A 26038-nucleotide genomic window follows, 5' to 3' on the forward strand; every position below is an offset into this window, starting at 1 on the left:
ATGCAAAGCGTCATTGAATTCCTCGCTTCCCTCGCGCCGACCTCGCTGATGCCGGTGGCCGTCCTCCTGCTTGCCGCGGGAGCGGCCGCTGTCGCCTGGCCGATGCTGGTGGCGAAGGGCGACCGCAACGACGTCAAGCGCCGGCTCAAGGTCGACCAGGGTCCGGTGGCCGCCAGACCCGAACCTGTGCAGAAGAAGAATAGCGGCGTCGTGCGCGAGCAAGCGGTGAAGAGGGCGCAGGAATTCTATGCCAAGAGCGACCCGGAAAATGTCGCTCGCCTGCGCCTGAAGCTCATCCAGGCGGGCTACATGGAGCCGCGCGCCGTCGGCATGTTCTTCCTCATCCGGTTCACGGCAATGATCGGCACGACGTTCGCGGTCTTCGTGCTCAACCGGTGGATGGCCAGTCCCGACGCGACCATGACCAGCCGGTGGACCTTCATCATCCTGTCGGGGGCCGCCGGCTATTTTTTGCCGGGTCTCGTGCTGACCCAGAAGGTGCGCGAGAAGATGCGCGAATACCGCAACGGCTTCCCCGATTTCATGGACCTGATGATCGTCTGTTCGGACGCCGGCATGAGCATGGAAGCCGGCGTCGAGCGCGTTTCGAAAGAACTCGCCAAGAGCTATCCGTCGCTCAGCCAGAACCTGCAGCTCGTGTGCTTGGAACTTCGGGCGGGGCGCAGCCTGGACGACGCGCTGAAGGCGCTCGCCGATCGTCTCAGCCTGGACGAGGTACGCTCCTTCGCCACGCTCCTGCAGCAGTCGAAGGAACTCGGCACCAGCCTGTCGGGCGCGCTCAGGGTGTTTTCAGACGAAATGCGCCACAAGCGCATGTCGCTGGCCGAGGAGAAGGCCCATGCCTTGCCGGCCAAGATGTCGGTGCCGGTCGTGGTCTGCATCCTGCCGGTGGTGCTGATGATCGCGGTCATTCCCATCATCGTCAAAATGACGGCCCATTAGCTGTATTTTGGAGTGCGGGCGAGGTGATGGTGTTCACCGCAAAAGTCCGCCGAGGCGATTGCAAGAAAGTTATTGGGTACGGCAGGTAAATCGGACCCGCTTCGGCCTAAATGAGCGAGAAGTCCATGCAAATATTGTTGCGCACCCTCTTGCTGGGCCTCGCTGCGGCGCCGCTCGCGTCCGCGGAGATTTGAGGGGCACGCGCCGGTGGTTAATGATTGCTATTCCGGAAACTGAAAGTTAGCTGCATTTCGGCACCGAAGCTTAATCGCTCTTCTGTAGTCTCTTTCCCGAAGAACGACCCGGCAAATCGGGCGACGGGGCAGGGCATGCGTCAGATAAAATTTGCGGCGATGGCCATGATGGCAGCCGTCCTAATGATCAGCGGGTGTACGACGAACAATAACGTCGACACGACCAAGACCACTGCGATCCAGCCTGAAGGGAAGGATGTCGCCACATCCGACCTGGCGGAAGGCAAGGCACAGTTTCGCGATGCCAATTATGGTCTTGCCGAAGCGCATTTCCGCAAGGCCGTCGAGCTGAAGGCCGACAATGCCGAGGCCTGGATGGGGCTCGCGGCTTCCTATGACGAACTTGGCCGCTTCGACTTCGCCGACCGCGCCTACGGCCAGCTCCTGAAGGTTGCCGGCCGCAAGCCGCAGATCGTCAACAATATGGGTTATTCGCAACTGTTGCGCGGCAACAAGAAGAAGGCCCGGGCGCTGCTGCTCGAGGCGAAGGCCGGCATGACCGATCCCACCGTTGTCGACGCCAACCTCGCCTTGCTGAACAAGGGCTGATGCCGGTTGATGGTCGCGCCGTCCAGGGGGGCGATTTTGGCACAGGTGGCATCGACGCTTTGTAAACCCTATTCGCAGCTTGGGCCGAGAGATCGCCCGAAAATCATATCCGAGGGCTGCCGCTGACCTAGAATGCGGCGCAACCGCCGACGCTCGAGAGGCCTCCGCCCGATATGCTGGATTTCAGTTCGCTCCTGCTCGCAGCCGCGCTGTCGGGTACCTGTCTAGCCGCTACCATGGTTGCGATCTGGCTCACGGCGCCGCGGGCGGGCTTCGTGCTGACAGTGGCGTGCGGCATTATCGTGCTCGTGGCGCATGTGATCCTGTTCTGGCGCTATACCAGGGAGCCCGATCCGCTGCTTTGCCAGATCGCGCTGGCGCTACTCAGCCTGGGTTTTCTCATCATCTGCATTTCGGCCATGCAGTATCTCGGCGTGCGCGAGCACAGGCGTGCGATCGCGCCGACATTTGCCGCCATGGTTGTCTGCGCGGCCGTGACCTTCATGGGCCTTGACGGGGTCGGCTTCGTGATCACCTACGCGACGGTTACCGCGCTGCTCTCGACGATCGGTGCCATGTTCTGGATCAATGGCAGTCACGATCGCCGTATCCTCCTGGTGGTTTCGTTCCTGAGCGGCACCTGTGCGCTGTCGTTTGCCCTTTGCGGCGTGGTTCTGATGGCCAAAGGCCAGTGGACGCTCGGCGTCGCGCCCGACAATTGGGCCGAACGCCTTAACTCGGTCGTGGCGGTGGCCTGTATGACAGGCCTTGGCGCGTTGACGCTTTCGCTCCACCATCTGCAGGCGCAGATCGAGCTCAAGGCCGAGACCATGACCGACCCGTTGACCGGACTGATGAACCGTCGGGGTCTGGCGTCGCTTTATGGCGAGCGCACCTTCGGCCCGTTCATGGCGATCGTCATGTTCGATCTCGATCATTTCAAGCGGACGAACGACATCTATGGACACCCGGTCGGGGACCAGGTCCTGTGCCGCTTCGCCGCCGTCATCAGGAGATATGCCAGAACCGGGGTCGACGCCTTTCGCCTGGGCGGCGAGGAGTTCGCAATCGTCATGTCGCGCGTGACGGAAGAGCGGGCCTATGACCTCGCCAGCAAGATCGGCGTCGCTTTCGGCACGGAAGTCGTGCCCACCGCGCTCGGGCCCTTGCGCAGCACGGTCAGCGGCGGGATTGGCTTCGGCGAGGCCGACGGCAGCACCCTCGATGAGGTGCTGGCCAGGGCCGACGCCACGCTCTATGCCGCCAAGCGTGCGGGGCGAAATTGCGTCATCGGCCGCAAAAAGACGGGCAGGGCCGACGCGGTCGAGCCGGCCTTGCGTTCCGCGTAGCTATTCGGCCGCGCCCAGGTAATCCGACAGCGGCGGGCAGGAGCAGACCAGATTACGGTCGCCGGCGACATTGTCGATGCGCGACACCGGCGGCCAGTACTTCGTCGCGGTGTCGGCATCGCCGGCGGGATAGGCCGCCTCCAGACGCGAATACGGATGGGTCCATTGACCGGCCAGCGCCTCGGCCGATGTGTGCGGTGCGTTGACCAGCGGATTGTCGGCCAAGGGCCATTCGCCTTTGGCCACTTTCGCCGCTTCGCCGGCAATGGCGATCATGGCCTCGCAGAAGCGATCCAACTCGCGCTTGGGTTCGGACTCGGTCGGCTCCACCATCAGCGTGCCGGCGACCGGAAACGACATCGTCGGCGCGTGGAAACCATAATCGATCAGGCGCTTGGCGATGTCCTCGACACTGATGCCGGCGCTCTCCTTGAGCACGCGAGTGTCGAGGATGCATTCGTGGGCGACGCGATCGCTCCTGCCCTTGTAAAGCAGCGGGAAATGCGGGGCGAGCCGCGTCGCCACATAGTTGGCCGAAACGATCGCTGTCTCGGTCGCCTGCTTCAGGCCGGAAGCGCCCATCATGCGGATGTACATCCAGGTGATCGGCAGGATGGAAGCGCTGCCGAAGGGAGCGGCGGCCACGGCATGAGCCGAGCCTTCGCTGACATGGCCGGGCAGATAGGGCTTCAGATGAGCCCTGACACCGATCGGACCGACACCCGGGCCGCCGCCGCCATGCGGGATGCAGAAGGTCTTGTGCAGGTTCATGTGACAGACGTCGGCGCCGATGTCGCCTGGCCGAGCAAGGCCGACCAGCGCGTTGAGGTTGGCGCCATCGAAATAGACCTGGCCGCCATGCTCATGGATGAGGGCGCAGAGGTGGCGCGCGCCTTCCTCGTAGACGCCATGGGTGGAGGGATAGGTGAACATCAGCGCCGCGAGATTCTTGGAATGCTCGTTGGCCTTGGCGCGCATATCGTCCATGTCGATGTTGCCGTCTTCCAGGCAGCGCACGACGACGACGCTCATGCCGGCCATCGCGGCACTCGCCGGATTGGTGCCATGCGCGGAAGACGGGATCAGGCAGACGGTACGATGGCCCTCGCCGCGCGAACGGTGATAGGCGCGAATGGCGAGCAGCCCGGCATATTCGCCCTGGCTGCCGGCATTGGGCTGCAAGGTCACGGCGTCGAAACCGGTGATTTCCGACAGCCAGCCTTCCAGTTCGCCGATCATGGCGCGGTAGCCGGCCGAATGGCTTGCTGGCGCGAAGGGATGCAAATTGGCGATGCTTGGCCAACTCACCGGCATCATTTCCGCCGCGGCGTTGAGCTTCATGGTGCAGGAGCCCAGCGGGATCATGGCGCGGTCGAGCGCCAGGTCCTTGTCGGCCAGCCGGCGCAGAAAGCGCATCATCTCGGTTTCCGACTTGTTCTCGTGAAAGACCGGCTGGGTCAAAAACTCCTTGCCACGTGGCTTGCCGGGCACCGTGCTGCCGGCGGAAGCGACAGCCTTGGCATCGAACAAGGCCGCGATCGCGTCGAGATCGGCGTCGGTCGAGGTCTCGTCAAAACTGATGCCGACATGGTCGGCATCGAGCACACGCAGCAGCCGGCCGGTCTTTTCGGCGGCCACCGCGATCTGGGCCGCCTTGCCGTTGGTCTCCACCGTCACCGTGTCGAAGCGGCTGGAGCCGAGCACCGATACGCCCGCCGCCTCTAGGCCGCTTGCCAGGCGGTTGGCCAGCGCGTGTATGCGCCCGGCGATCGCCTGCAGGCCGACCGGGCCGTGCCAGATGGCGTAGGCGGTGGCCATATTGGCAAGCAGGGCCTGTGCGGTGCAGATGTTGGAAGTCGCCTTGTCGCGGCGGATATGCTGCTCGCGCGTCTGCAAGGCGAGGCGGTAGCCGGGGCGGCCCTTGCTGTCGGTCGACTGACCGACCAGGCGACCGGGCATCAGCCGCGTCAGCTTGTCGGAGACCGCGCAATAGGCCGCATGCGGGCCGCCAAAGCCCATCGGCACGCCAAAGCGCTGCATCGGGCCGACCGCGATGTCGGCGCCGAGTTTCGCCGGCGCGTCGGTCAGCGTCAGACCAAGCGGGTCGGCGATGAAGACGACAATGGCGCCGGTGGCGCGCGCTTTTTCGATGGCCGCCTTGTGGTCGCCATAGACGCCAAAAGTGTCAGGCCAGGAGACGAGCAGGGCGGCGGTGTTGTCGTCGATCGTCTCGCCGTCGATCTCGATGCCGAGCGGCTCGGCGCGGGTGCGCACGACGTCCAGCGTCTGCGGGTGCGGTGTGCCCGCAAGTGCCACCTTGGTGCGCTTGTCGCGGTGGTGGCGCAGCGCAATGCCGACCGCTTCGGCGACGGCGGTCGCCTCGTCGAGCAGTGAAGCCGATGCCACCGGCAGGCCGGTCAGTTCGGTGACCAGCGTCTGGAAGTTGAACAGCATTTCGAGCCGGCCCTGGCTGATCTCGGCCTGATAGGGCGTGTAGGCGGTGTACCAGGCCGGATTCTCGAACAGATTGCGCTGGATGACCGGCGGCACGTGGACGCCGTGGTAACCGGCGCCGATAAAGCTTTTCAGCACCGTATTTCTTGCCATGATCACCGACAATTCGGCGAGAGCTTCGGCTTCGCTGGCCGGCGCGGGGAGGTCCAGCGGCTGGTCGAGGCGGATCGATCTCGGCACGGCCTGGCTGATCAGTGTCTCGACGGAGGGAACACCGATGACGGCGAGCATGGCTCTGACGTCGGCAAGGCCGGGTCCAATGTGGCGGGCCGAGAAGGGGTAGGGAGCGGCGGTCATGTCAATAAGTTCCCGATGTCAGGCGATATGGGCTTTGTAGGCGGCCTCATCCATGAGGCTGGCGAGCTGACTTTCGTCGGCGAGCTTCATCTTCCACAGCCATCCGGCCCCGGTTGCCGCCGAGTTGACCAGCGAGGGGTCGGACGACAGCGTGCCATTGGCTTCGGTGATTTCGCCATCGACCGGCGCATAAACGTCCGAGGCTGCCTTGACGGATTCGACCACGACGGCGGTGTCGCCCTTGGCGAGCTTCTTTCCCGTTTCGGGCAGTTCCACGAAGACGAGGTCGCCGAGCTGCTCCTGCGCGTAGTCGGTGATGCCGACGGTGGCGATGCCGCCCTCAACGCTGAGCCACTCGTGATCCGATGTGAAATAGGTTGTTGCCATGGAATTCATCCTTTGCGGTAGCGATGAGGGGTGAAGGGCAGAGAACTGACATCGACTGGGATCTTCGTGCCGCGCACGTCGGCGAAAATCCGCGTTCCGGGCTTTGCCAGCGGCGTGGAGACATAACCCATGGCGACCGGATGGCCGGCGGAAGGGCCGAAGCCGCCCGATGTGACATGGCCGGCAGGATTGCCGTTGGCTTCGAACAGCGCGGCACCGGCGCGCACCGGCTGGCGACCCTCCGGTTTCAGCCCGACGCGCTTCTGCGCCGGACCACGTTCCACGGCGGCGCGCAAGGCGTCGGCGCCAATGAAGGTGCCGGAGGCACGGATTTCTTTCGGGATCGCCCACATCAGCGCCGCCGCGGCCGGGTCGGTCTCGGGCGTGATGTCCTGGCCGTGCAGGCAGAGGCCGGCCTCCAGCCGCAGGCTGTCGCGCGCGGCAAGGCCGATCCAAAGCACGCGTTCATCCTCCAGCAGCTTGGTGACAAGGTCACGCGCATCGGCTTCCGGCAGGCCGATCTCGAAACCGTCCTCGCCGGTGTAGCCGGACCGGCTCATGAACCAGTTTTTTCGCGGCTCGACCCCATGCATGAACAGCAGCGAGCCGGTCTCGATGCCGGCGCGGGAGAGTGCAGCCCAGGCTTCGGGACCCTGGATCGCCAGGAAGACGCGGTCGAGCGGCTCGACCTTCACCTCGAAATCGGTCGCCAGGGCGCGCAAATGCTTTTCGTCGGCGACGGCATTGCCGGCATTGGCGACCACCATGAACCTGGTGTCGCCGAGCCGGGTGACGATCAGGTCGTCGAGAATGCCGCCTGCTTCGTTCAGGAAAAAGGATAGCTTTGACTGCGAGATTTCGAGCGCGCCGGCGTCCAGCGGGCAGGCGCGGTTCAACAGCGCAACCGCTTCCGGGCCACTGACCTCGAACAGTTTCATATGCGAGATGTCGAACAACCCCGCATGCTCGCGGGTGTGAAGATGCTCTTTCATGACGCCGGCCGGATAGGTCAGCGGCATCGACCAGCCGGCAAAGGCGCCGAAGCGCGCTCCGGCAGCCGCATGAATATCTTCGAGGGGAAGGTGTTTGTCGTCGTCGCCCGTCATGTCGCCTCCAGAGTCGCACGCAATCGGCCGCTGATGGCGACCAGTCCGTGCCCCTCTGTCTGAAGCCTGAGAGACTCGCGCAGCCGGAACTCTGTCAGCGGCGCTTACACCTTCGGCGCGGGGGCAAGCCCCGACTTTCCAGAGTGTCTTTCCCGTCTACGGTTCTTTTGCCTGAGAGATTTCGGGCGATTTCCCCTTCGGCGGCAGCTCTCGCTGCTCTCTCCCGCAAACAGGTAGGACTCAAAACCCTGAGCCCTCGACGCGCCATCCATAGCCCGTCGACGACACCTTGTCACCTCCCAGCGACATTGTTCTGACAAGTCTTCGCTAACCACGCCGTTTGCCGGTTTTTCAAGACACTCCTGATAAAGCTGACCGATGTGACGCGTTGGGGCGGACGGGGACGACAGATGGGCGAGTTGATCATGAGTGCTCCGGTGGCGGGGCTGACTTCGAAGAACCGCATTGCTTCAGAGGATGTCGTGATGCTGCGCCGCGACGTGTTCGCCGACGGCGTGGTGAGCCGGGGCGAAGCCGAGGCCTTGTTCGCGCTCGACCACACGGCGCGGGACAAATGCGCGGAATGGGCGCCGTTCTTCGTCGAGGCGGTCACCGACTACATCGTCCATCAGGAAAAGCCCTTGGGCTACATTTCGGGGGAGAATGCCGACTGGCTGGTCCGCACGATTTCGCGGGACGGCATGGTCGACAGCCGGACCGAACTCGAATTGCTGGTCCATGTGCTGGAAGAGGCGAAATCCTCGCCGAGCCGGCTTTGCGTCTACGCGCTGGAGCAGGTCGCCCACGCCGTCGTCGACGGTAAGGGACCGCTGATGCTCGGCGGCGCGCTGGTGCCCGGACTGATCGCCGGGGCCGAAGTCGAGCTTTTGCGCCGCATCCTCCATGCCCATGGTGGCGACGGCAACATCGCCATCACCCAGGCCGAGGCCGAGGTGCTGTTCAGGATCAACGAGCGGACCGCCCAGGCCAATAACGATCCGTCGTGGAACGACCTGTTCGTCAAGGCGATCGCCAATTTCGTCATGTGCTCGGCCGGTTATGAGGCGCCCACCCGCGAGGTGGCGCTGCGCCAGGAGACTTTCCTCGATCATGCCGATCCGGAAATCGGCGGCTTCTTCAGCCGCATGGTCTCCGGCGGTCTTGCCGGTATCATCGAGGCCTACCGCTCTCCTGACGACATAGAGACCGAATGGGAGGCCAAGAACAGGGCCGCCGAGGCGCTGGCCCGCCGTGCCGAGACGATCGATGCCGGTGAGGCAAAGTGGCTGGTCGGACATATCGGGGTGAACCGGCCCCTGTACGAGAATGAGCGCGCACTGCTGACCCTGATCAAGCATGCCTCGCCGGAAATTCATCCGGCGCTGAAGCCGTTGCTCGACAAGGTTGCCTAAGCCCCGCCGTCCGCTGCTATCGTTTTGCAAAGAATGATATTGGAATGGCCTTCGGGCCATCCCGAGAATTCGGCCATACGCTCGAAGCCAGCCTTTTCATAGAGACCTGGTGCCTGGAAGTCGTGGCTGGAGACCCAGATTTTCCTGACGCCGCGATCGGCGGCCTCCGCGACAAAGGCGTCGAGCAACTGCCTTGCGTAGCCGCGACCTCGGTGAACCTCGTCTATCCACATCAAGGTCAGTTCGGACGTGCCCGCCCAGGAGTAGCCGGCGGCTACTCCGACCGCGTGTCCCGCACCATCGCGGATGACAAAGGTCAGCCCTCGGTCATCGTCGCGGTCGATCATACGTCGGTTATCGCGGTTGAGACGATCCTCGAGCGAACTCAATTCCGTGGGGGACAAATCGTGCTCGGCCCGTATGCGAGGGACCATCAAATCCCGCCATACCAGTCATAGCCGTTGTCTTCCCAATAGCCGCCCCGGCCGCCGCCGATAGTGGCGAAGCCATCGACCAGTTCGATCTTGTAGAGATATTTCGGCATTTTGTAGCCGAGCTGGCGCTCGACGCGGACACGCAGCGGCGCGCCGTTCTCGACCGGCAGCGGCTTGCCGTTCAGGCCGTAGGCAAGGATCGTTTGCGGATGGCGGGCATCGATGAGGTCGATCGTGCCGTAATATTTGATGTCGCCTGACAGGCTGCGGTCGATCGTGTCGAGGCAATGGAACATGACATAGCGGGCCTGCGGCTTGACCACCGCCTGGTCGAGCAGCAGCGCCAGTGGCGTGCCGGTCCATTTGGCGATGCAACTCCAGCCTTCGACGCAATCGTGTCGGGTGATCTGGGTGCGGCTCGGCATGTTCATGAGCTGCTCGCGGGTGAGTGACAGCGGCTTTTCCACAAGGCCTGACACCTCCAGTCGCCAATCGGCGAAGTTGTTGGCGAGCAGGGCCTTGTAAGCGTCGTCGTCCGGCGCGGTCACGCCGTTCGGCCGCATTGGCTGACGGATATCAGCCTCGGTGAATTCGGGCGCCAGCGAATTGCCGCCGCCGAGCAACCGTTGTGCCTTGTGGGTCAGGCCATTGGCGTTTTCGAGGAAGCTGCGCAGGCCGCTGCCGATGCTGAGCTGGCTGTCGAAGGCGTCGCAGCCCGACAGCATGATGCCGGACGCGCCGAGGCCGGCGGCGGTGAGGAACTTTCGGCGGCTTATCTCAAATTTCGCCATCTCAGGCACTCCTCTCGGACGTTTTGTCGTCATGCACGGGAGGATCAGTGCGGTACCAGCCGGTAATGATCGAGCGCAGTTCGTTGATCGGGCCGGCGGCGAGGATCATCAGGATGTGAATGACGAAGAAGGCGACCAGCAGCACCATGACGGTGAAATGGATGGTGCGTGCCGTCTGCCGGCCACCGGTCAATTCATTGAGGAAGGGCAGCACCGAATTCATGCTCGGCGACATTGCAAGGCCGGTGATGATCATCAGTGGCAAGAGCACGAACAGCACGCCGCCATAGGCCATCTTCTGCAGCGTGTTGTATTCGCGCGTGTGGTGGAATTTCAGCCTGGCGTGGTTGGCGATGTCCCGGGGCAAGCGTTTGAGGTCATCCAGGCGAGGCGCCAGATCGCGGCGGATGTGGCCGTTGATCAGGCTGGCGACGAGCCAGACGATCAAGGTCGTCGTCAATATCCAGGCGAAGAAGAAATGGATCACGCGGGCGGTGCCGAGGTCATAGTAGGACGGGATCGTCGCCCAGGACGGGAAACCGCGCGCCGTCTCGTTACCGGTCGGGCCCGACCAGCCAAGGACGCCTGTCGTGTCGAAGCGGTGGCCGAAGATTTCGGTGTAGCCGCGCGGCCCGGCGTTGGTGTTTTCGGCGCCTATGGCGAAAATGGTGTTGTTGTAGTCGAAGCCGGATTGCTTGCCGATGTAGAGCTGCGGCCGGGCATTGAAGATCTGCAGGCCGGACAGCAGCATGAAAAACAACGAGATGGCCCAGAGCCAGTGTGTCAGCCGCGTCCAGCGCGACTGCCGGTAGATCAATGTTTTCTCTTTTGACGCGGGGGCGCCCGGTCCAATTTCGGATTGGCTTCTGGCAACCGATTCCATGTTGTCTGGTCTCCCGGCCTTGCGGCTTGTCCTAAGCGTTCATTGTCCTCTTGATACGTCGCGATCCAAACCGATGTTTCATGCGATCACGGATTTATTACGGACCGCCCAGGCTGACGGCGAGATTGACGGCGGCGGCGACGATGACCGTGTTGAAGAAGAACGACAGGACCGAGTGGACAAGCACGACACATCGCATGTGCGTCGTCGAGATGTTGGTGTCGGCGGTCTGCGCCGTCATGCCGATGACGGTCGAGAAATAGAGGAAATCCCAGCCCTCGGGGCGTTTGTCGCCCGGGAACAGCAGGCCGCCGACCGGAATCTTCTTATTGGTGCCGGCGTCGACCGCGTCGCCGTCCATCCAGTAGACATGGGCATAGTGGAGCGCAGCCATGGCATGGATGGTGAACCAGCCGAGCGGGATCGACAGCAGTGCGAAGCCGAGTTCGATCGGGTGATCCCCATCCTTGCGATTGATCAGCAGGAACAGGGAGACAAGGGCAACGCCGACGACAACGAGCGTGACCGCGAAGATCACCAGCACCGGCTGATCGGTGGCGCGTGCATTCTTGCTCAGGTACTTGCCGGTGAATTTGGGCATCTGGCTGACGACAAGAAGGACGTAAGCGGCAAAAAATATGTTGGCGCCGATTGAATAGGCGAGTGGGGCGTGCAGCAGCAGCGCCACAAGCAGCGCAAACGCACCGATACAGGCCGACACCGCGAACAGCATGTGGCGCTGCATCGGTTTCTTGATCGGGGTTTCGGCGGCCATGGCGGTCTCCACCTGGATGGCGCTTTGTTGCTAGCCCGGTGTGGCGGATTTCAGCGCGCGCCGCAAGATGCGGTCAAGTTCACCCAGGAACCGGGAACGATCCTGCGGCGCGAAGCTGGCATTGTAGCCCTTGCTCTCGCCGGTTTCGCGCAGATGCTGCTTGAGGTCCCGCATCGCCACCGCCATGCCGATCGTCTCGGGCGTGAACGGCCGCCCGGTCGGTCCCAGCACATGCGCGCCGATCGCCACCGTGCGGGCGGCAAGCGGAATGTCCGCCGTCACCACGATGTCGTTGGGCTTGGTGTTCTCGACGATCCAGTCGTCGGCGGCATCGGCGCTCTTGGAGACCACGACATTGCGGATCATCGGGTCGCGGGAGGGACGCAGACCGCCATTGGAAACATAGGTGACGACGACGCCATGGCGTTCGGCGACCTTTTCTACCTCCGCCTTGACCGGGCAGGCGTCGGCGTCGACGTAGATGGCGGGTGCGGGCATTGTCTCTCCGGAAACGAGCAGGGCCGGAAACATATCCGGCCCCTGCCTGGAAATCTCTCGGTGGTCAGGCCGGCAGGGCGCCGGATTTCTTGGCCGTCCAGGTGGCGATATAGTCCATCAGGCCCGGATTGAGGCAGTCATAGGGTTCCAGCCCGATCGTCCTCAGCCTGCCGCGAATGCCGTCCATGCGGCTTGGGTCGACACCCGATTCGATGATCGAGGAGACGAAGGCGGTGAAGCCCGGAGGCGACCAGCCGTCTTCCTCGAAGCGCTCGGGATGGATGAAGGACAGGCCCTTGAACGGATGGTCGCGCTCGACCGGCCCGTGCATGTGGACGCCGCATTGAGTGCAGGCATGACGCTGGATCAGCGCCGAGGGGTCGACCACCTTGAGCTTGTCGCCGTTCTCGGTGACGGTGACATCGCCGGTGCCGGCGACCGCAACCACCGAGAATACAGCACCGTCCGGCTTCCAGCATTTGGTGCAGCCGCAGGCGTGGTTGTGGGCGATCTGGCCCTTGACCTTCACCTTGACCGGCTTGCTGGTGCAGGCGCAGACCAGCGTGCCGCCGGCAAAGCTGGCGCTCTCCCTGGGCAGCCCATTGTCGATCTTTGGATGCAGTTTCTCCGCCATTTTTTCTCTCCTCCCATGTTTCACCACAGGGGTCGCTGGCCGGATGGCCGGCGGCGTGTGGCTGTCTTTAGTAAACCACGACACTCCGGATCGATTTGCCCTCATGCATGAGGTCGAATCCCTTGTTGATGTCCTCGAGCTTCAGCGTGTGGGTGATCATCGGGTCGATCTGGATCTTGCCGTCCATGTACCAGTCGACGATCTTCGGCACGTCGGTGCGGCCGCGCGCGCCGCCGAAGGCGGTGCCCATCCAGCTGCGTCCGGTGACCAGTTGGAACGGCCGGGTCGAAATCTCCTGGCCAGCACCGGCGACGCCGATGACGACCGACTTGCCCCAGCCGCGATGCGAAGCCTCCAGCGCCTGGCGCATCACCTTGGTGTTGCCGGTGCAGTCGAAGGTGTAATCGGCGCCGCCGATCTGGTCGGCGCCGCGCTTGGTCATGTTGACGAGATGGGGAACAATGTCGCCGTCGATCTCCTTCGGATTGACGAAATGCGTCATGCCGAATCGCTCGCCCCATTCCTTCTTGTCGTTGTTCAGGTCGACACCGATGATCATGTCGGCGCCGGCAAGCTTCAGGCCCTGGATGACGTTGAGGCCGATGCCGCCGAGGCCGAAGACCACCGCTGTCGCGCCTTGCTCGACCTTGGCGGTGTTGATGACCGCACCAATGCCGGTGGTGACGCCGCAGCCGATGTAGCAGATCTTGTCGAAGGGCGCGTCGGGGTTGACCTTGGCCACCGCGATCTCCGGCAGCACGGTGAAGTTGGAGAAGGTCGAGCAGCCCATGTAGTGGAAGATCTTATCCTTGCCGATCGAGAAGCGCGACGAGCCGTCCGGCATCAACCCTTGCCCCTGGGTGGCACGGATGGCCGTGCACAGATTGGTCTTTCGCGACAGGCAGGACGGGCACTGCCGGCATTCGGGCGTATAGAGCGGGATGACATGGTCGCCCTTCTTGACCGAGGTGACACCCTTGCCGACATCGACCACCACGCCGGCGCCTTCATGGCCGAGAATGGCCGGGAACAGCCCTTCCGGGTCGGCGCCCGACAATGTGAATTCGTCGGTGTGGCAGATGCCGGTCGCCTTGATCTCGACCAGCACCTCGCCATCGCGCGGTCCATCAAGGTCGACCTCCATGATCTCCAGCGGCTTTCCGGCGGCGACAGCGACAGCGGCGCGGGTTTTCATCGGGCAATTCCTCCAAAGGCGACTTTGAGCCAAGGTTTCAGGTTTTGAGCTGCTCATCAACTCTCAGATGAGACGAAATCTTGGCTTTCTTGACGCAGATAGCACACCGTCGACAACCAGCCCGGCTCGGCAGGGGAGTGCGACGGAAGCATTGGGAGGGACGCCCGTCATGTCGTCCGCTGCGGCACTTGAGACCTGGCGACATAGTCCATAGAACTGAACCATCCGCCGGAGGGGAATTCTGCCCGCATGTTCACCAAGATCCTGATCGCCAATCGTGGCGAGATCGCCTGCCGCGTCATCAGGACGGCGCGCAAGATGGGCATTGCCACGGTCGCCGTCTATTCCGACGCCGATCGCGATGCCGTGCATGTCGAAATGGCCGACGAGGCGGTGCATATCGGGCCGTCGCCTGCCGCGCAGAGCTACCTCGTTCCTGAAAAGATCATCGCGGCCTGCAAGGCGACGGGCGCTCAGGCCGTGCACCCCGGCTATGGCTTCCTGTCCGAGCGAGCCGCGTTCTGCGAAGCCCTGGAAGCGGAAGGCATCGTCTTCATCGGGCCGAAACCCAGGGCAATCAAGGCGATGGGCGACAAGATCGAGTCGAAGAAATTCGCCAACGCTGCCGAGGTTTCGACGGTTCCGGGTTGGCTCGGCGTCATCGAGAATGCCGATCACGCCGAAAAGATCGCCGGCGAGATCGGCTATCCCGTGATGATCAAGGCCTCGGCCGGTGGCGGCGGCAAAGGCATGCGCATCGCCTGGGACCAGTCGGAAGTACGTGACGGATTCGATCGGGCGCGCTCGGAAGCCAAGAGTTCGTTCGGCGACGACCGTGTCTTCATCGAAAAGTTCGTGGTCGACCCGCGTCACGTCGAAATCCAGGTGCTGGCCGACGGGCATGGCAACGCGCTCTATCTTGGCGAACGCGAATGCTCGATCCAGCGCCGCAACCAGAAGGTGGCGGAAGAGGCGCCATCGCCCTTCCTCGATGCCAAGACGCGCAAGGCGATGGGCGAGCAGTCGGTGGCGTTGGCCAGGGCTGTCGACTACCAGAGCGCCGGCACCGTCGAGTTCATTGTCGACAAGGACAAGAACTTCTATTTCCTTGAAATGAATACACGATTGCAGGTCGAGCATCCGGTGACCGAACTCGTCACCGGCATCGATCTGGTCGAGCAGATGATCCGCGTCGCCGCCGGCGAAAAGCTCGCCATCAAGCAGAGCGACATCAAGCTGAACGGCTGGGCGGTGGAAAGCCGGCTCTACGCCGAGGATCCCTATCGCAATTTCCTGCCGTCGATCGGCCGGCTGACACGCTACCGGCCACCCGAGGAAGGCCGCTTCGGCGAGGTCGTCATCCGCAACGACACCGGCGTCACCGAAGGCTCGGAAATCTCCATGTTCTACGATCCGATGCTGGCCAAGCTGTGCACCTGGGCGCCGACGCGGCTCGAGGCCATCGACGCCATGTCGGAAGCGCTGGACAGCTTTGTCGTCGACGGCATCGAGCACAACATACCGTTCCTGGCGGCGCTGATGCAGCATCCACGCTGGCGGGAAGGGGCGATATCGACCGGCTTCATCGCGGAGGAATATCCCGACGGTTTTGCCCCCGTCGTGCCGAACAGCGGGGAAAAAGCCGTTCTGGCATCGATCGCGACCGCGGTGGAACTGCTGCACCGCGACCGTCTCGACCGGCTGGGCGGGCGGCTGGCGCCGCATTCGGGAGCGCTCAAGCGCGACTGGGTGGTGAAGATCGGCGATGAGTATTTGTCGGCGTCGATCCTCGAAGGCATGATTTCAATCCCAATGGAAATGGACCTGTCCATCGATGGCGGCAAGGCGCTGACCGTTTCGTCCGATTGGCGGCCCGGCGATCTCATCTGGCGCGGCACGGTCGGCAAGCGCAGGGTTGCCGCCCAGATCCGTCCTGTCGCCAATGGCCTCCGCATCGCCTGGAAAGGCATGTCGGTGACCGCGCGCGCCATGCTGCCGCGCACCGCCGAATTGGAACGGCTGATGCCGGAGAAAATAGCGCCGGACACGTCGAAACTGCTGCTCTGCCCGATGCCGGGCCTCGTCGTGTCGATCGCCGTTGTCGAAGGCCAGGAGGTCAAGGCGGGCGAGACGCTGGCCGTGGTCGAGGCGATGAAGATGGAAAACGTTCTGCGCGCCGAGCGCGACCTCGTCGTGGCGAAACTCAATGCCAAGCCGGGCGACAGCCTTGCCGTCGACGCGGTGATCATGGAATTCGCCTGAACGGCTGGAAGCCTGTGGGTCGGTAGTCGTTTGTGCTGGACTGGTATCGCCCGGTCCCGGACAATACATCTCCATCGACTCAAGTCTTACGGACAGCGCGAGAAACCATGGCGGATGAGAGACTTCCACGCGATCCCCTGAAGCGCGAGGCCGCGATCGCGGCCGCGCGGCCGGAGGTGCCGGCGCGGCCGTTCGTCCATCTGCGCGTGCACTCGGCCTATTCGCTGCTGGAAGGCGCGCTGCAACTCGGCAAGATCGTCGGCCATGCCGTCAAGGACGAAGCGCCAGCGATCGCGGTGACCGACACCAACAATTTGTTCGGCGCCTTGGAGTTCGCCCAGAAGGCGGTGAAGGACGGCATCCAGCCGATCATCGGCTGCCAGATCGCGCTTGCCTTTTCCGGCGAAAACAGCGACGGCCAGCGTGACCGTCGTCGGCAAGGTCCCGATATGCGGCCGGTCGTGCTGATCGCGGCGACCGAAACCGGCTATTCCAATCTCGTCCGGCTGGTCAGCCGCGTTTACCTTGAAACACCGCCCGGCGAAGCGGTGCACCTGACCACCGAAATGATGGACGGCCAATGTGACGGCCTGATTTGTCTTAGTGGCGGGCCGCGCGGCCCGATCGGCATGGCCCTGAAGGAAGATCGCCGCGATCTTGCCGAAGCGCGGCTGGTAACGCTCAAGGCGATGTTCGGCGACCGGCTCTATGTCGAGCTGGACCGGGTTTCGGGCTACGACCGGATGATCGAGAAATCCTCGATCGATCTCGCCTATGCCCATGAATTGCCGCTGGTTGCCACCAACGAGGCGTTCTTCTCGTCGCGCGACGAGTATGAGGCGCATGATGCGTTGATCGCCATCGCCGAGGGGTCGGTTGTCGCCGTCGACACCCGCCGCCGGCTGTCGCCGGACAATTTCCTGCGCAGCCAGGCCGATATGGCGAAATTGTTCGCCGACCTGCCTGAAGCCATCGACAACACTGTCGAGATCGCGCTGCGCTGCTCCTACTATCCAAAAACCCGCAGTCCGATCCTGCCGCGTTTCACGGGCGGCGATGCCTCCGACAAGGACGCGGCCGAAAAGGCCGAGGCCGAGGAACTGGCCCGTCAGGCGCGCGAGGGGCTCGATGCACGGCTCGCCTTGCACGGACCGACACCGGGCTACACGGTCGAGCAGTATCGAGAGCGGCTCGAATTCGAGCTTGGCATCATCGAGAAGATGAAATTCCCCGGCTACTTCCTGATCGTTGCCGACTTCATCAAATGGGCCAAGGCGCAAGGCATTCCGGTCGGGCCGGGGCGTGGTTCGGGCGCTGGTTCGCTGGTTGCCTATTCGACCACCATCACCGACATCGACCCGCTGCGTTTCTCGCTGCTGTTCGAACGCTTCCTCAATCCGGACCGCGTGTCGATGCCCGATTTCGACATCGATTTCTGCCAGGACCGTCGCGAGGAGGTGATCCGCTACGTCCAGCAGAAATACGGCCGCGACCAGGTCGGCCAGATCATCACTTTCGGTACGCTGCAGGCGCGCGCCGTGCTGCGCGACGTCGGCCGCGTGCTGCAGATGCCGTACGGCCAGGTCGACAAGCTGTCGAAAATGGTGCCGCAGAACCCGGCCAATCCGGTCAAGCTCGCCGACGCCATCGCCAACGAGCCGCGCTTTGCGGAGGAGGCCGAGAAAGAGCCGATCGTGCAGACGCTGCTCGACATGGCGCAGAAGCTGGAGGGCCTCTACCGCCACGCCTCGACGCACGCCGCCGGCATCGTCATCGGCGACCGACCGTTGTCGGAACTGGTGCCGATGTACCGCGATCCGCGCTCGGACATGCCTGTCACCCAGTTCAACATGAAATATGTCGAGCAGGCGGGGTTGGTGAAGTTCGACTTCCTCGGCCTGAAGACGCTGACGGTGCTGGAGACGGCCGTCAAGTTGATCCGCCGGCGCGGCATCGATATCGACCTGGCGACCATCCCGCTCGACGATCCCGAGACCTATGCGATGCTGTCGCGCGGCGAGGTGGTCGGCGTGTTCCAGGTGGAAAGTGCCGGCATGCGCAAGGCGCTGATCGGCATGCGGCCCGACTGCATCGAGGACATCATCGCGCTGGTTGCCCTCTACCGGCCGGGACCGATGGAGAACATCCCGACCTACAACGCCAGAAAGCATGGCGAGGAGGAGATGGCCTCGATCCATCCCAAGATCGACCATCTGGTGAAGGAGACGCAGGGCGTCATCGTCTACCAGGAACAGGTGATGCAGATCGCGCAGGAGCTGTCCGGCTATTCGCTCGGCGAAGCCGACCTTCTGCGGCGCGCCATGGGCAAGAAAATCCGGGCCGAGATGGACAAGCAGCGCGAGCGCTTTGTCTCCGGCGCGGTCGAGCGCGGCGTCGCAAAGCCGCAAGCCGACTTCATTTTCGACCTGCTGGCAAAGTTCGCCGACTACGGTTTCAACAAGTCTCATGCGGCCGCCTACGCTGTCGTCTCCTACCAGACCGCCTATCTCAAGGCGCATTATCCGGTCGAGTTCCTGGCAGCGTCGATGACGCTAGACATGGGTAACACCGACAAGCTCGCCGACTTCCGCCAGGATGCGCTGCGCCTTGGCATCGAAGTCCTGGCGCCGTCAGTGATGACGAGTTTCCGTGCCTTCGAGGTCGGGGAGAACCGGATCTATTATTCGATGGCCGCGCTGAAGGGCGTCGGCGATGCCGCGGTGGAGCACATCGTCGCCGTTCGCGGCGAAAAGCCGTTCAAGAGCCTGGCCGATTTCTGCGAGAGGGTCGACCCGAAGATCGTCGGCAAACGGGTTTTCGAAAGCCTGATCATGGCCGGCGCGCTCGACTGCTTCGGCCACGACCGCGCCCAGATGTTGGCCGGCGTCGAGCGGATGATGGGGCTGGCGTCGCTCGCCCAGCAGAACGCCGTTTCGGGTCAGGCCGACATCTTCGGCGCCTCGCTCGGCGCACAGTCGCAGGCGCTCAATCTGCCGGCGACCGATCCGTGGCTCGCTGCCGACCGCCTGCACCGCGAGTTCCAGGTCGTCGGCTTCTATCTCTCGGCGCATCCGCTCGACGAGTACAAGGCGGCGCTGCAGAAGATGCGGGTGCAGAACTGGGCGGAGTTCTCCGCCGCCGTCAAGCGCGGTGCTTCCGCCGGCCGGCTTGCCGGCACCGTTACCAGCAAGCAGGAGCGCAAGACGCGCACCGGCAACAAGATGGGCGTGGTGGCCTTTTCGGACACCTCCGGCCAATACGAGGCCGTATTGTTTTCAGAAGGTTTGGCCCAGTATCGCGACCTCCTCGAAGCCGGCCGCTCGGTTGTCATCACTGTCGCGGCGGAGGACAGGCCCGAGGGCGTCAACCTGCGCATCAACTCCGTGCAATCGCTGGAGGACGAGGCAAGCCGCATCCAGAAGGCGCTGCGCATCTTCGTCAGGAACGATGGACCTGCCTCGATGATCCAATCCCAACTCACGCAGCGGGGTGAAAGCCAGGTGAGCATCATCGTGATCAAGGAAGAGGCGCAGGGCGAGGTCGAGATCGCTCTGCAAGGCGGCTATCGCGTCTCGCCACAGATCGCCTCGGCAATGCGCGCCGTGCCGGGCGTGATTGAAGTGGAACTGGTGTGATCTGCGCGCTTACCAGGCGGCACTCCGCGGGCCGGCACCGGCTGCTCATGCCAGCATGAAGGCCAAGGAGAGGCGTCCATCGCAGAACCTTTCCGCGACGGCGCGATTACGCGACAGGCTGCGCAGGCTCTATCACGGACGCTCGCCGGCCGCGTTCCGGTTCCAACTGGTGGCTGTCATCATCGACCTCGCCATCATCGCTTTTTTCATCGCCACCCCGGTCATCCAGCAGTCGCCCTCGTTTCTGTGGCTAGACTATGCCGTGGCGGCTCTCGTCGCCGCCGATCTGATTGCCAGGCTGCTCGCCTCCAACAACATGCTGCGCCTGACGAAGCAGCCGACCTTTTGGGTGGATGCCTTCATCCTTCTGACGCTGCTGATGCCGACGGCTCTCGCGAGCCTCGGCTTTCTGCGCATCCTGCGGCTATGGTCGCTGTCGCGCAGCGGTTCGATCTGGCGGCATTTCGAGATGCGTGGCCTGCGGCCCTGGCGCGAGGCAAGCCACGCGGTGATCAACCTTTTGACCTTTCTCTTTGTCATCACGGGCTTCGTCTACACGTTCTTTTTTCGCAACGGAGCCGGACTGGAAAACTACATCGACGCGCTTTACTTCACCGTCGCGACCGTGACGACGACAGGCTTCGGAGACATCGTGCTGCCGGGCATCGCCGGCAAGCTGACGGCGATCGTAACCATGATCATCGGCATATCGCTGTTCGTCAGGCTGGCGCAGGCGATCTTTCGGCCGGCCAAGGTGTTCTTTCCCTGTCCGCAATGCGGGTTGCAGCGTCACGAGCCGGACGCCGTACACTGCAAGGCGTGCGGACACGTGCTCAACATTCCAGACGAAGGGAACTGACTGGCAACGCTATGACGCCGCGACTTCTGCCGGCTTGACTGCCTTGCGCTGCAAGTTGAGCAGATTGCCCATCAGGATCAGCAATGCACCGCCAGCGGTGAAGGCGTCGATCTGCTCGCTGTAAAGCAGCCAGCCGATGAGCGCCGACAACGGTACACGCAGGAAATCCATCGGCGAAATGACGGTGGCGTCGGCATAGCCAAGCGCACGGGCCATGCAAAAATGCGACGACATGCCGGTGAAGGCGATCAGCACGATCCATGGCCACAGTTCCAGCGGCGGGTTGCGCCACTCGTAAAGGGCTGGAACGAGGCCGACCACTGACTGGATGATCAGCATCCAGAAGATAATGCGCACGACGCTGTCCGTCCGCGTCAGCGACTTGACCAGGACCACCGAGATGCCGAAGCAAACCGCGGCGCCGAGCACGATGAGATGGCCCGGATCGACCGAGCCCACACCGGGGCGAACGATGATTAACACCCCGATCAGGCCCAGCACGATCGCGGCAAGCTTTGGCCGGGACAACCTTTCACCAAGAAAGGTCACCGCCAGGATAGCCGTCCAGATCGGTGTGGTAAATTCGATCGAAATCAGCACGGCCAACGGAATCAAGGTCAATGCGTAGAGCCATGCCGCCTGCCCGGTATAGTGGATGACGTTTCTGGCGATATGAGCGACGGGCCGCTGCGTGCGCATCGCCGCGAAGCCGCCGCTCATCATCACCAGCGGCAGCAGAATGAAGAACCCGATGACCGAGCGCAGTTCCAGCACCTGGAAGACGTTGAGCTCGGCGGTCGTGGCGCGGCCGGCGACCGACATCGCCAGGAACGAGGCGATCGACAGCGCCATCCAGAAAGCGGCCTTGGGGATCGAGGGGGTAGGTGCCATGTCAGCTATCTCGCAAGCCGGGGTTTTTGCCGCAACCACTAGCCGCCGCATTTGACTGGGCCAGAGATATTGGCGCGACGTTGCAAAACAGCCCTGTCGCGGGCGGAACCTGACATGGCAAGCCGCGTTGAGTCGCGATGTCCGCTTGAGCATCACCGATCGCCGTTCCACCCGTCACAAGGAGACCTTCGATGACATTACTCACGCGGTTTGTGCTTGCCGGGTGCCTGGCCGTCGCGGCCACAGCCGCGCATGCGGACGAGAGCAAATTTCTCCAATCCTTCAAGGGCAATTTCGCCGGCAAGGGAACCGTTCAGGTGACGACGCAGGCGCCAACGGTCAGCGTTTCCTGCACGTTCAAATCGAATGCGACATCGTCTTCGCTGTCCCTCGACGGCAACTGCCGCGGCCTGATCCTGGTGACACGCGCCATCAGTGCTCGCCTGAAGACCAGCGGCGCCAAATACAGCGGTGTCTATGTGGGATCGCGCACCGGACCGGCGCAGTTGAACGGAAGCCGTTCCGGCAATGCGATAAACCTCGCCATCCGCTGGGCCAAGGAGGTCAATGGCGACCGCGCCGCGCAGCTTACCGTGCAGAAAAACGGTGCGGACGGCATTGTCTTGACCGTGGTCGACCGCGATCCCAAGACCGGCAAGAGCGTGGTGACCAGCCGCATCGATCTTCGACGCAGCTGATCGGGTTCAATCTTCCAGCGGTTCCGGCGGATGGGCGTCGCGGCCCTTGCCGAAGGTGTAGCCGGTTTGCACCGCCTTGCGGCCGAACTTGTCGCGTAGCGCATCGATGGCGCCTTCGGCCATGGCGCGCTTGCGCGACTGCACATCGACCAAATCCGGCGGATCGGCCTTATCATCGTCGGAGAGGTCGCTGACGCCGATGCCGAGCAATCGGAATTTCGTTCCGTCGGTCTCCTTGCGAAGAAGTTCCACGCCGGTCGAAAAGATGCGGTCGGCGAGGCGGGTCGGGTCGCCGAGCTGACGGTTGCGCGTGCGGAGCCTGAAGTCCTGGGTCTTCAGCTTCAGCACCACGGTGCGCCCCGCAATGCCTGATTTCTTCAGCCTCGCCGAGACTTTTTCCGAAAGGCCCCTCAGCACCGAGACAAGCTCGTCCAGTGAGGCGATATCGGTGTCGAAAGTGGTTTCGGCCGATACGCTCTTGGCGTCCTGGTCTGGGTCGACGCGGCGGACATCCTCACCGCGCGAAAGCCGGTAGAGCCGTTCGCCCATCACCCCATAGCGGCGCATCAGGTCGCCACGCTCCATCTTCTGGAGCTGGCCGATCGTGCGGATGCCATCCTGTTCCAGCGTGGCGTTGAACGCCTTGCCGACGCCCCAGATCATGGTCACCGGCTGCGTGGCCAGAAAGCCGACCGCCTCCGCCTCGCCGATGACGGAAAAGCCGCGCGGTTTGCGGAAATCAGACGCTATCTTGGCGAGGAATTTGCAATAAGACAGGCCTGATGAAACGGTGATGCCGATCTCCTTCTCCACCGCCAGCGAAAAGCGCGCCAGCACCACGGCCGGTGGCAGTCCGTGCAGGCGCTCGGTGCCGGCGAGGTCGAGGAAGGCCTCATCGATCGACAACGGCTCGACCAGCGGTGTCAAAGCCTGCATCATGGCGCGCACCTCGCGGCCGACGGCCACGTACTTTTCCATGTTGGGCGCGATCACGACCGCCTCCGGGCAGGCCTCGAGCGCCTTGAACATCGGCATGGCGGAGCGCACGCCGCGGATGCGAGCGATGTAGCAGGCGGTGGAGACGACACCGCGCTTGCCGCCGCCGATGATCAGCGGCTTGTCCTTGAGCGCAGGGTTGTCGCGCTTCTCGATGGCCGCGTAGAAGGCGTCGCAATCGATATGGGCGAGGTGCAGCCGGTAAAGCTCGGGATGGCGGGCAAGGCGAGGGCTGCCGCAGCGTTCGCAACGGCGCGTTTCACTGCGCTGAAAGGTCAGGCAGTCACGACAAAAACCGTGGTCGGGATTGTTGACAGGGGTCGCCATCGCTGCGAACATAAAGAGAACAAAACCAATGGTACGACAGCGCAAGGCCAGCGACAAGCCTGGCCTGGGGAGAACGCATGAGCACGACCGTAGTGCCGCTGGCGCCAGAGCTCTGGCCTGAATTCGAGGACCTTTTCGGCAAGCAGGGCGCCTGCTACGGCTGCTGGTGTACGCATTTCCGGCTGGCGCCGGCGGCGCGGCGCGAGAGCAGTCGTGAACGCAACAAGGATCACATCAAGGCGCGCATCGAAGCCGGCCCGCCGCCCGGCCTGCTGGCTTTCGAGGACGGCAAGGCGGTCGGCTGGATGCAGATCGGGCCACGCGCCGACGTGCCCGAATGGAATAACAAGGGCAGGGGCTCGGCGCCGATCGATCCCGCCGACGCGTCCGATCCGGCCGTTTGGGCGATCTCGTGCTTTTTCATCCGCGCCAAGGCGCGCGGCAGGGGCATCACCCACCGCCTCGTCGAAGGCGGCATCGAGTTCGCCCGCAGGCACGGGGCGCGGCTCGTCGAGGCCTGCCCGATCGACCTGTCGCGCGATTCGCGTTCGATCGGCCTGTTTGTCGGGTCATCGGGAGTGTTCGAGAAAGCCGGGTTCGAAAGGCTTGTGGAGCGCAAGGCCGGTCGACCGCTGATGCGGCTGGTGTTGAAGCCGATTGCCTGACTGTCATCGTCTTGCGGTCGCGATGGTATTTCCCTACCAGAGATACGAAACCATTTTTGCCTTTTCGACGAACGGAGAATTCCCGTGAACCGTATGCTGCCTATTGCCTTTACCGCGTTCCTGCTGAGCGCGCCTGCTTTCGGCCAGACCGTCGACAGTCAGGGCGCCAAGCAATTGTCCGATGATCTGTCGCGCTATGTCGGCAAACAGGCGCTCGACAAGGGCATCCTGAAGGTTTCGGCCGAAGGCGCCGCCTACAAGATCCTGGTTGATTTCAAGGCGCTGGCCAGCAGCTTTCCCGACCAGAAGCTGGTGAAATTCGACTTCGCGCCCTACGCCCTGCTGGTCAAGCCGCGCAGCGACGGATCCTGGGATGTCTCGATGGATTTTTCGCAGAGCGCCTCCTTTGAATTCAACGGCCCTCAGGGAAAGCAGAGCACGCAGTTCTCGATCAAGGACGGCAAGGGCAACGGCGTCTACGATCCCAAGCTGGCGGCCTTCACCAGCGCCACGAGCTCGATGGCCGGAATGACGATGTCGTCGCAGGACGCCAAGCAAAAGATGGATGTGACCGCCGGTGCCGGCACCGTGACGCTTTCCGCGACCAAGGCGACCAATGGCGGCGTTGATTTCACGACGTCGCAAAAGATTTCGAACTTCGTCGAAGCGATAAAATTCAACGACGCCGAGAGCGGGCTGAATTTTCCCGTCACCGTGAAGTCGCCGGAATTTTCCGTGGAGGCCAGCGGCAAGGACGTGCAGACCAAGCCTCTGCTCGATCTCCTGGCGTTTGCCGTGGCCAATGAGGACGAGAAGACGCTGAAGGCAAACCAGGCGCAGCTCAAGTCGCTTCTGCTTGCGGCGCTTCCGGTGTGGGAGCGTATCGACGGAACCTATGGCTTCAAGGACTTCGCGGTCGACAGCCCTATCGGCACGTTCGGAGCAACCCAGTTCGGCATAGCGTTCGGTTCCGACGGCGTCGCCCAGAACGGAAAGGTCAGCTATGGCATCAAGGCTTCGGGGCTGACCGTGCCGCAGCAGCTTTTGCCGAGCTGGAGCGTGGCGCTGCTGCCCACCGATATCGACCTGAATTTCGGCGGCGCCAACATCGATCTCGACAGCATGGCAAAGAAGGCCATCGAAGCCTTTGATCTCAACCAGGATCCGCCGCTGCCGGCCGAGTTCGGCGACCAGCTCAAAGCCGAATTCCTGGCCAAGACGCCGAAGGTCGTCATCGGCCACAGTACCGTGAAGAACAAGGACATGGAGATCGCACTGGAAGGCGAGATGACAAGCTTCGGCCAGAAACCCGACGCAAACCTCACTGTCGACGTCGCTGGCTTCGACAAGATCATGGAGCATCTGCAGGAAGTGGCGAAGGCGGAGCCGGAGGTCGGGCAGTACGTGCCTATCGCTCTCATGGCGAAGGGTTTTGCCAAGACGCTGCCGGATGGCAAGCTGGAATGGGCTATCAACACCAAGGCCGACGGCTCGGTCACCGTCAACGGCGTCATGCTGAAGCCCGCCGACCCGGCGGTGGACGATAGCGTCGACGACGGTGACGGTTCGGACGATGAGAGCGGCGGCGACAATGGCGGTAGCGATAATGGCGGCGGCGCTAACGGCGGGGCAGGGGCGAAGCTCAATCCTTGAGTGTTCTGCCC

General features: G+C 63.1%; 22 protein-coding genes and 1 riboswitch. Of the genes, 10 read left to right on the forward strand and 12 right to left on the reverse strand.

Annotation, left to right across the window (positions count from 1 at the left end; translation table 11 throughout):
* The 3 genes from FJ950_RS07385 to FJ950_RS07395 all read left to right on the forward strand — a co-directional run bounded on the left by FJ950_RS07385 (position 1) and on the right by FJ950_RS07395 (position 3115).
* Positions 1 to 963 carry a type II secretion system F family protein gene (locus FJ950_RS07385; protein WP_140616159.1) on the forward strand — a complete coding sequence of 321 codons (963 nt, stop codon included), beginning with the start codon at positions 1 to 3 and terminating at the stop codon, positions 961 to 963.
* A 329-nt stretch (positions 964 to 1292) separates the two neighbouring features.
* The gene (locus tag FJ950_RS07390; RefSeq protein WP_015317599.1) at positions 1293 to 1766 is read left to right on the forward strand and encodes a tetratricopeptide repeat protein; all 474 of its coding nucleotides are present in this window, start codon (positions 1293 to 1295) and stop codon (positions 1764 to 1766) included.
* Between the two features lie 173 nt (positions 1767 to 1939).
* Positions 1940 to 3115 (forward strand): GGDEF domain-containing protein, encoded by a 1176-nt coding sequence (locus FJ950_RS07395; RefSeq protein ID WP_140616161.1) that lies wholly within the window; start codon positions 1940 to 1942, stop codon positions 3113 to 3115.
* Here the strand turns inward: FJ950_RS07395 and gcvP are convergent, their stop codons facing one another.
* The 3 genes from gcvP to gcvT are packed head-to-tail and all read right to left on the reverse strand — an operon-like array spanning position 3116 to position 7419.
* Complete coding sequence (gcvP, locus tag FJ950_RS07400) at positions 3116 to 5926, reverse strand: aminomethyl-transferring glycine dehydrogenase (protein WP_140616163.1); 2811 nt, start codon at positions 5924 to 5926, stop codon at positions 3116 to 3118.
* A gap of 18 nt (positions 5927 to 5944) precedes the next feature.
* Entirely contained in the window at positions 5945 to 6313 is a 369-nt protein-coding gene (gene gcvH / locus FJ950_RS07405) for a glycine cleavage system protein GcvH (protein ID WP_015317602.1), read from the reverse strand.
* Between the two features lie 5 nt (positions 6314 to 6318).
* Positions 6319 to 7419, reverse strand: coding sequence for a glycine cleavage system aminomethyltransferase GcvT (gene gcvT, locus FJ950_RS07410; RefSeq protein ID WP_140616165.1), 1101 nt, complete (start codon positions 7417 to 7419; stop codon positions 6319 to 6321).
* 149 nt (positions 7420 to 7568) lie between these two features.
* Positions 7569 to 7655, reverse strand: a riboswitch (glycine riboswitch).
* Positions 7656 to 7829: 174 nt separating this feature from the next.
* Between gcvT and FJ950_RS07415 the strand changes: the two genes are divergently transcribed.
* Positions 7830 to 8831: a hypothetical protein gene (locus FJ950_RS07415; protein WP_140616167.1), complete on the forward strand. Its 1002-nt coding sequence runs from the start codon at positions 7830 to 7832 to the stop codon at positions 8829 to 8831.
* Here FJ950_RS07415 and FJ950_RS07420 read toward each other — a convergent pair.
* The 7 genes from FJ950_RS07420 to FJ950_RS07450 all read right to left on the reverse strand — a co-directional run bounded on the left by FJ950_RS07420 (position 8828) and on the right by FJ950_RS07450 (position 14041).
* Positions 8828 to 9265, reverse strand: coding sequence for a GNAT family N-acetyltransferase (locus tag FJ950_RS07420; protein ID WP_140616169.1), 438 nt, complete (start codon positions 9263 to 9265; stop codon positions 8828 to 8830). The genes FJ950_RS07415 and FJ950_RS07420 overlap by 4 nt on opposite strands.
* The gene (locus tag FJ950_RS07425; protein ID WP_140616171.1) at positions 9265 to 10056 is read right to left on the reverse strand and encodes a molybdopterin-binding protein; all 792 of its coding nucleotides are present in this window, start codon (positions 10054 to 10056) and stop codon (positions 9265 to 9267) included. Before FJ950_RS07425 ends, FJ950_RS07420 begins: the two co-directional genes overlap by 1 nt.
* A gap of 1 nt (position 10057) precedes the next feature.
* On the reverse strand, positions 10058 to 10939 hold the full coding sequence (locus tag FJ950_RS07430; RefSeq protein ID WP_015317607.1) for a cytochrome b/b6 domain-containing protein: 882 nt from the start codon (positions 10937 to 10939) through the stop codon (positions 10058 to 10060).
* Between the two features lie 97 nt (positions 10940 to 11036).
* The gene (locus tag FJ950_RS07435) at positions 11037 to 11714 is read right to left on the reverse strand and encodes a DUF1345 domain-containing protein (RefSeq protein ID WP_015317608.1); all 678 of its coding nucleotides are present in this window, start codon (positions 11712 to 11714) and stop codon (positions 11037 to 11039) included.
* A 30-nt stretch (positions 11715 to 11744) separates the two neighbouring features.
* The gene (locus FJ950_RS07440) at positions 11745 to 12212 is read right to left on the reverse strand and encodes a YaiI/YqxD family protein (protein ID WP_140616173.1); all 468 of its coding nucleotides are present in this window, start codon (positions 12210 to 12212) and stop codon (positions 11745 to 11747) included.
* 64 nt (positions 12213 to 12276) lie between these two features.
* On the reverse strand, positions 12277 to 12846 hold the full coding sequence (gene gfa / locus FJ950_RS07445) for an S-(hydroxymethyl)glutathione synthase (RefSeq protein WP_140616175.1): 570 nt from the start codon (positions 12844 to 12846) through the stop codon (positions 12277 to 12279).
* Between the two features lie 67 nt (positions 12847 to 12913).
* Entirely contained in the window at positions 12914 to 14041 is a 1128-nt protein-coding gene (locus FJ950_RS07450; protein ID WP_140616177.1) for an S-(hydroxymethyl)glutathione dehydrogenase/class III alcohol dehydrogenase, read from the reverse strand.
* Positions 14042 to 14290: 249 nt separating this feature from the next.
* On the opposite strand from FJ950_RS07450, the gene FJ950_RS07455 reads away from it, so the two are divergent.
* From FJ950_RS07455 to FJ950_RS07465, 3 genes are all read left to right on the forward strand, one after another.
* Complete coding sequence (locus FJ950_RS07455) at positions 14291 to 16303, forward strand: acetyl/propionyl/methylcrotonyl-CoA carboxylase subunit alpha (RefSeq protein WP_140616179.1); 2013 nt, start codon at positions 14291 to 14293, stop codon at positions 16301 to 16303.
* A gap of 107 nt (positions 16304 to 16410) precedes the next feature.
* Positions 16411 to 19938, forward strand: coding sequence for a DNA polymerase III subunit alpha (dnaE, locus tag FJ950_RS07460; protein WP_140616181.1), 3528 nt, complete (start codon positions 16411 to 16413; stop codon positions 19936 to 19938).
* 55 nt (positions 19939 to 19993) lie between these two features.
* Positions 19994 to 20797, forward strand: a complete 804-nt coding sequence (locus FJ950_RS07465) for a potassium channel family protein (protein WP_140616183.1) — start codon at positions 19994 to 19996, stop codon at positions 20795 to 20797.
* A gap of 9 nt (positions 20798 to 20806) precedes the next feature.
* Here FJ950_RS07465 and FJ950_RS07470 read toward each other — a convergent pair whose 3' ends face one another.
* On the reverse strand, positions 20807 to 21688 hold the full coding sequence (locus tag FJ950_RS07470) for a DMT family transporter (protein ID WP_015317614.1): 882 nt from the start codon (positions 21686 to 21688) through the stop codon (positions 20807 to 20809).
* Positions 21689 to 21879: 191 nt separating this feature from the next.
* Between FJ950_RS07470 and FJ950_RS07475 the strand changes: the two genes are divergently transcribed.
* Complete coding sequence (locus FJ950_RS07475) at positions 21880 to 22386, forward strand: hypothetical protein (protein WP_015317615.1); 507 nt, start codon at positions 21880 to 21882, stop codon at positions 22384 to 22386.
* Between the two features lie 6 nt (positions 22387 to 22392).
* Here FJ950_RS07475 and FJ950_RS07480 read toward each other — a convergent pair whose 3' ends face one another.
* A complete protein-coding gene (locus FJ950_RS07480; RefSeq protein ID WP_041163442.1) occupies positions 22393 to 23721 on the reverse strand; it encodes a DNA polymerase IV in 1329 nt (442 codons plus the stop codon).
* Between the two features lie 65 nt (positions 23722 to 23786).
* On the opposite strand from FJ950_RS07480, the gene FJ950_RS07485 reads away from it, so the two are divergent.
* Complete coding sequence (locus FJ950_RS07485; RefSeq protein ID WP_140616185.1) at positions 23787 to 24374, forward strand: GNAT family N-acetyltransferase; 588 nt, start codon at positions 23787 to 23789, stop codon at positions 24372 to 24374.
* A gap of 93 nt (positions 24375 to 24467) precedes the next feature.
* Positions 24468 to 26027, forward strand: coding sequence for a hypothetical protein (locus FJ950_RS07490; RefSeq protein ID WP_140616509.1), 1560 nt, complete (start codon positions 24468 to 24470; stop codon positions 26025 to 26027).
* Positions 26028 to 26038 lie beyond the last annotated feature (11 nt).

Origin of the sequence: Mesorhizobium sp. B2-3-14, from assembly GCF_006442175.1 — a bacterium.
Classification (GTDB): domain Bacteria; phylum Pseudomonadota; class Alphaproteobacteria; order Rhizobiales; family Rhizobiaceae; genus Mesorhizobium; species Mesorhizobium australicum.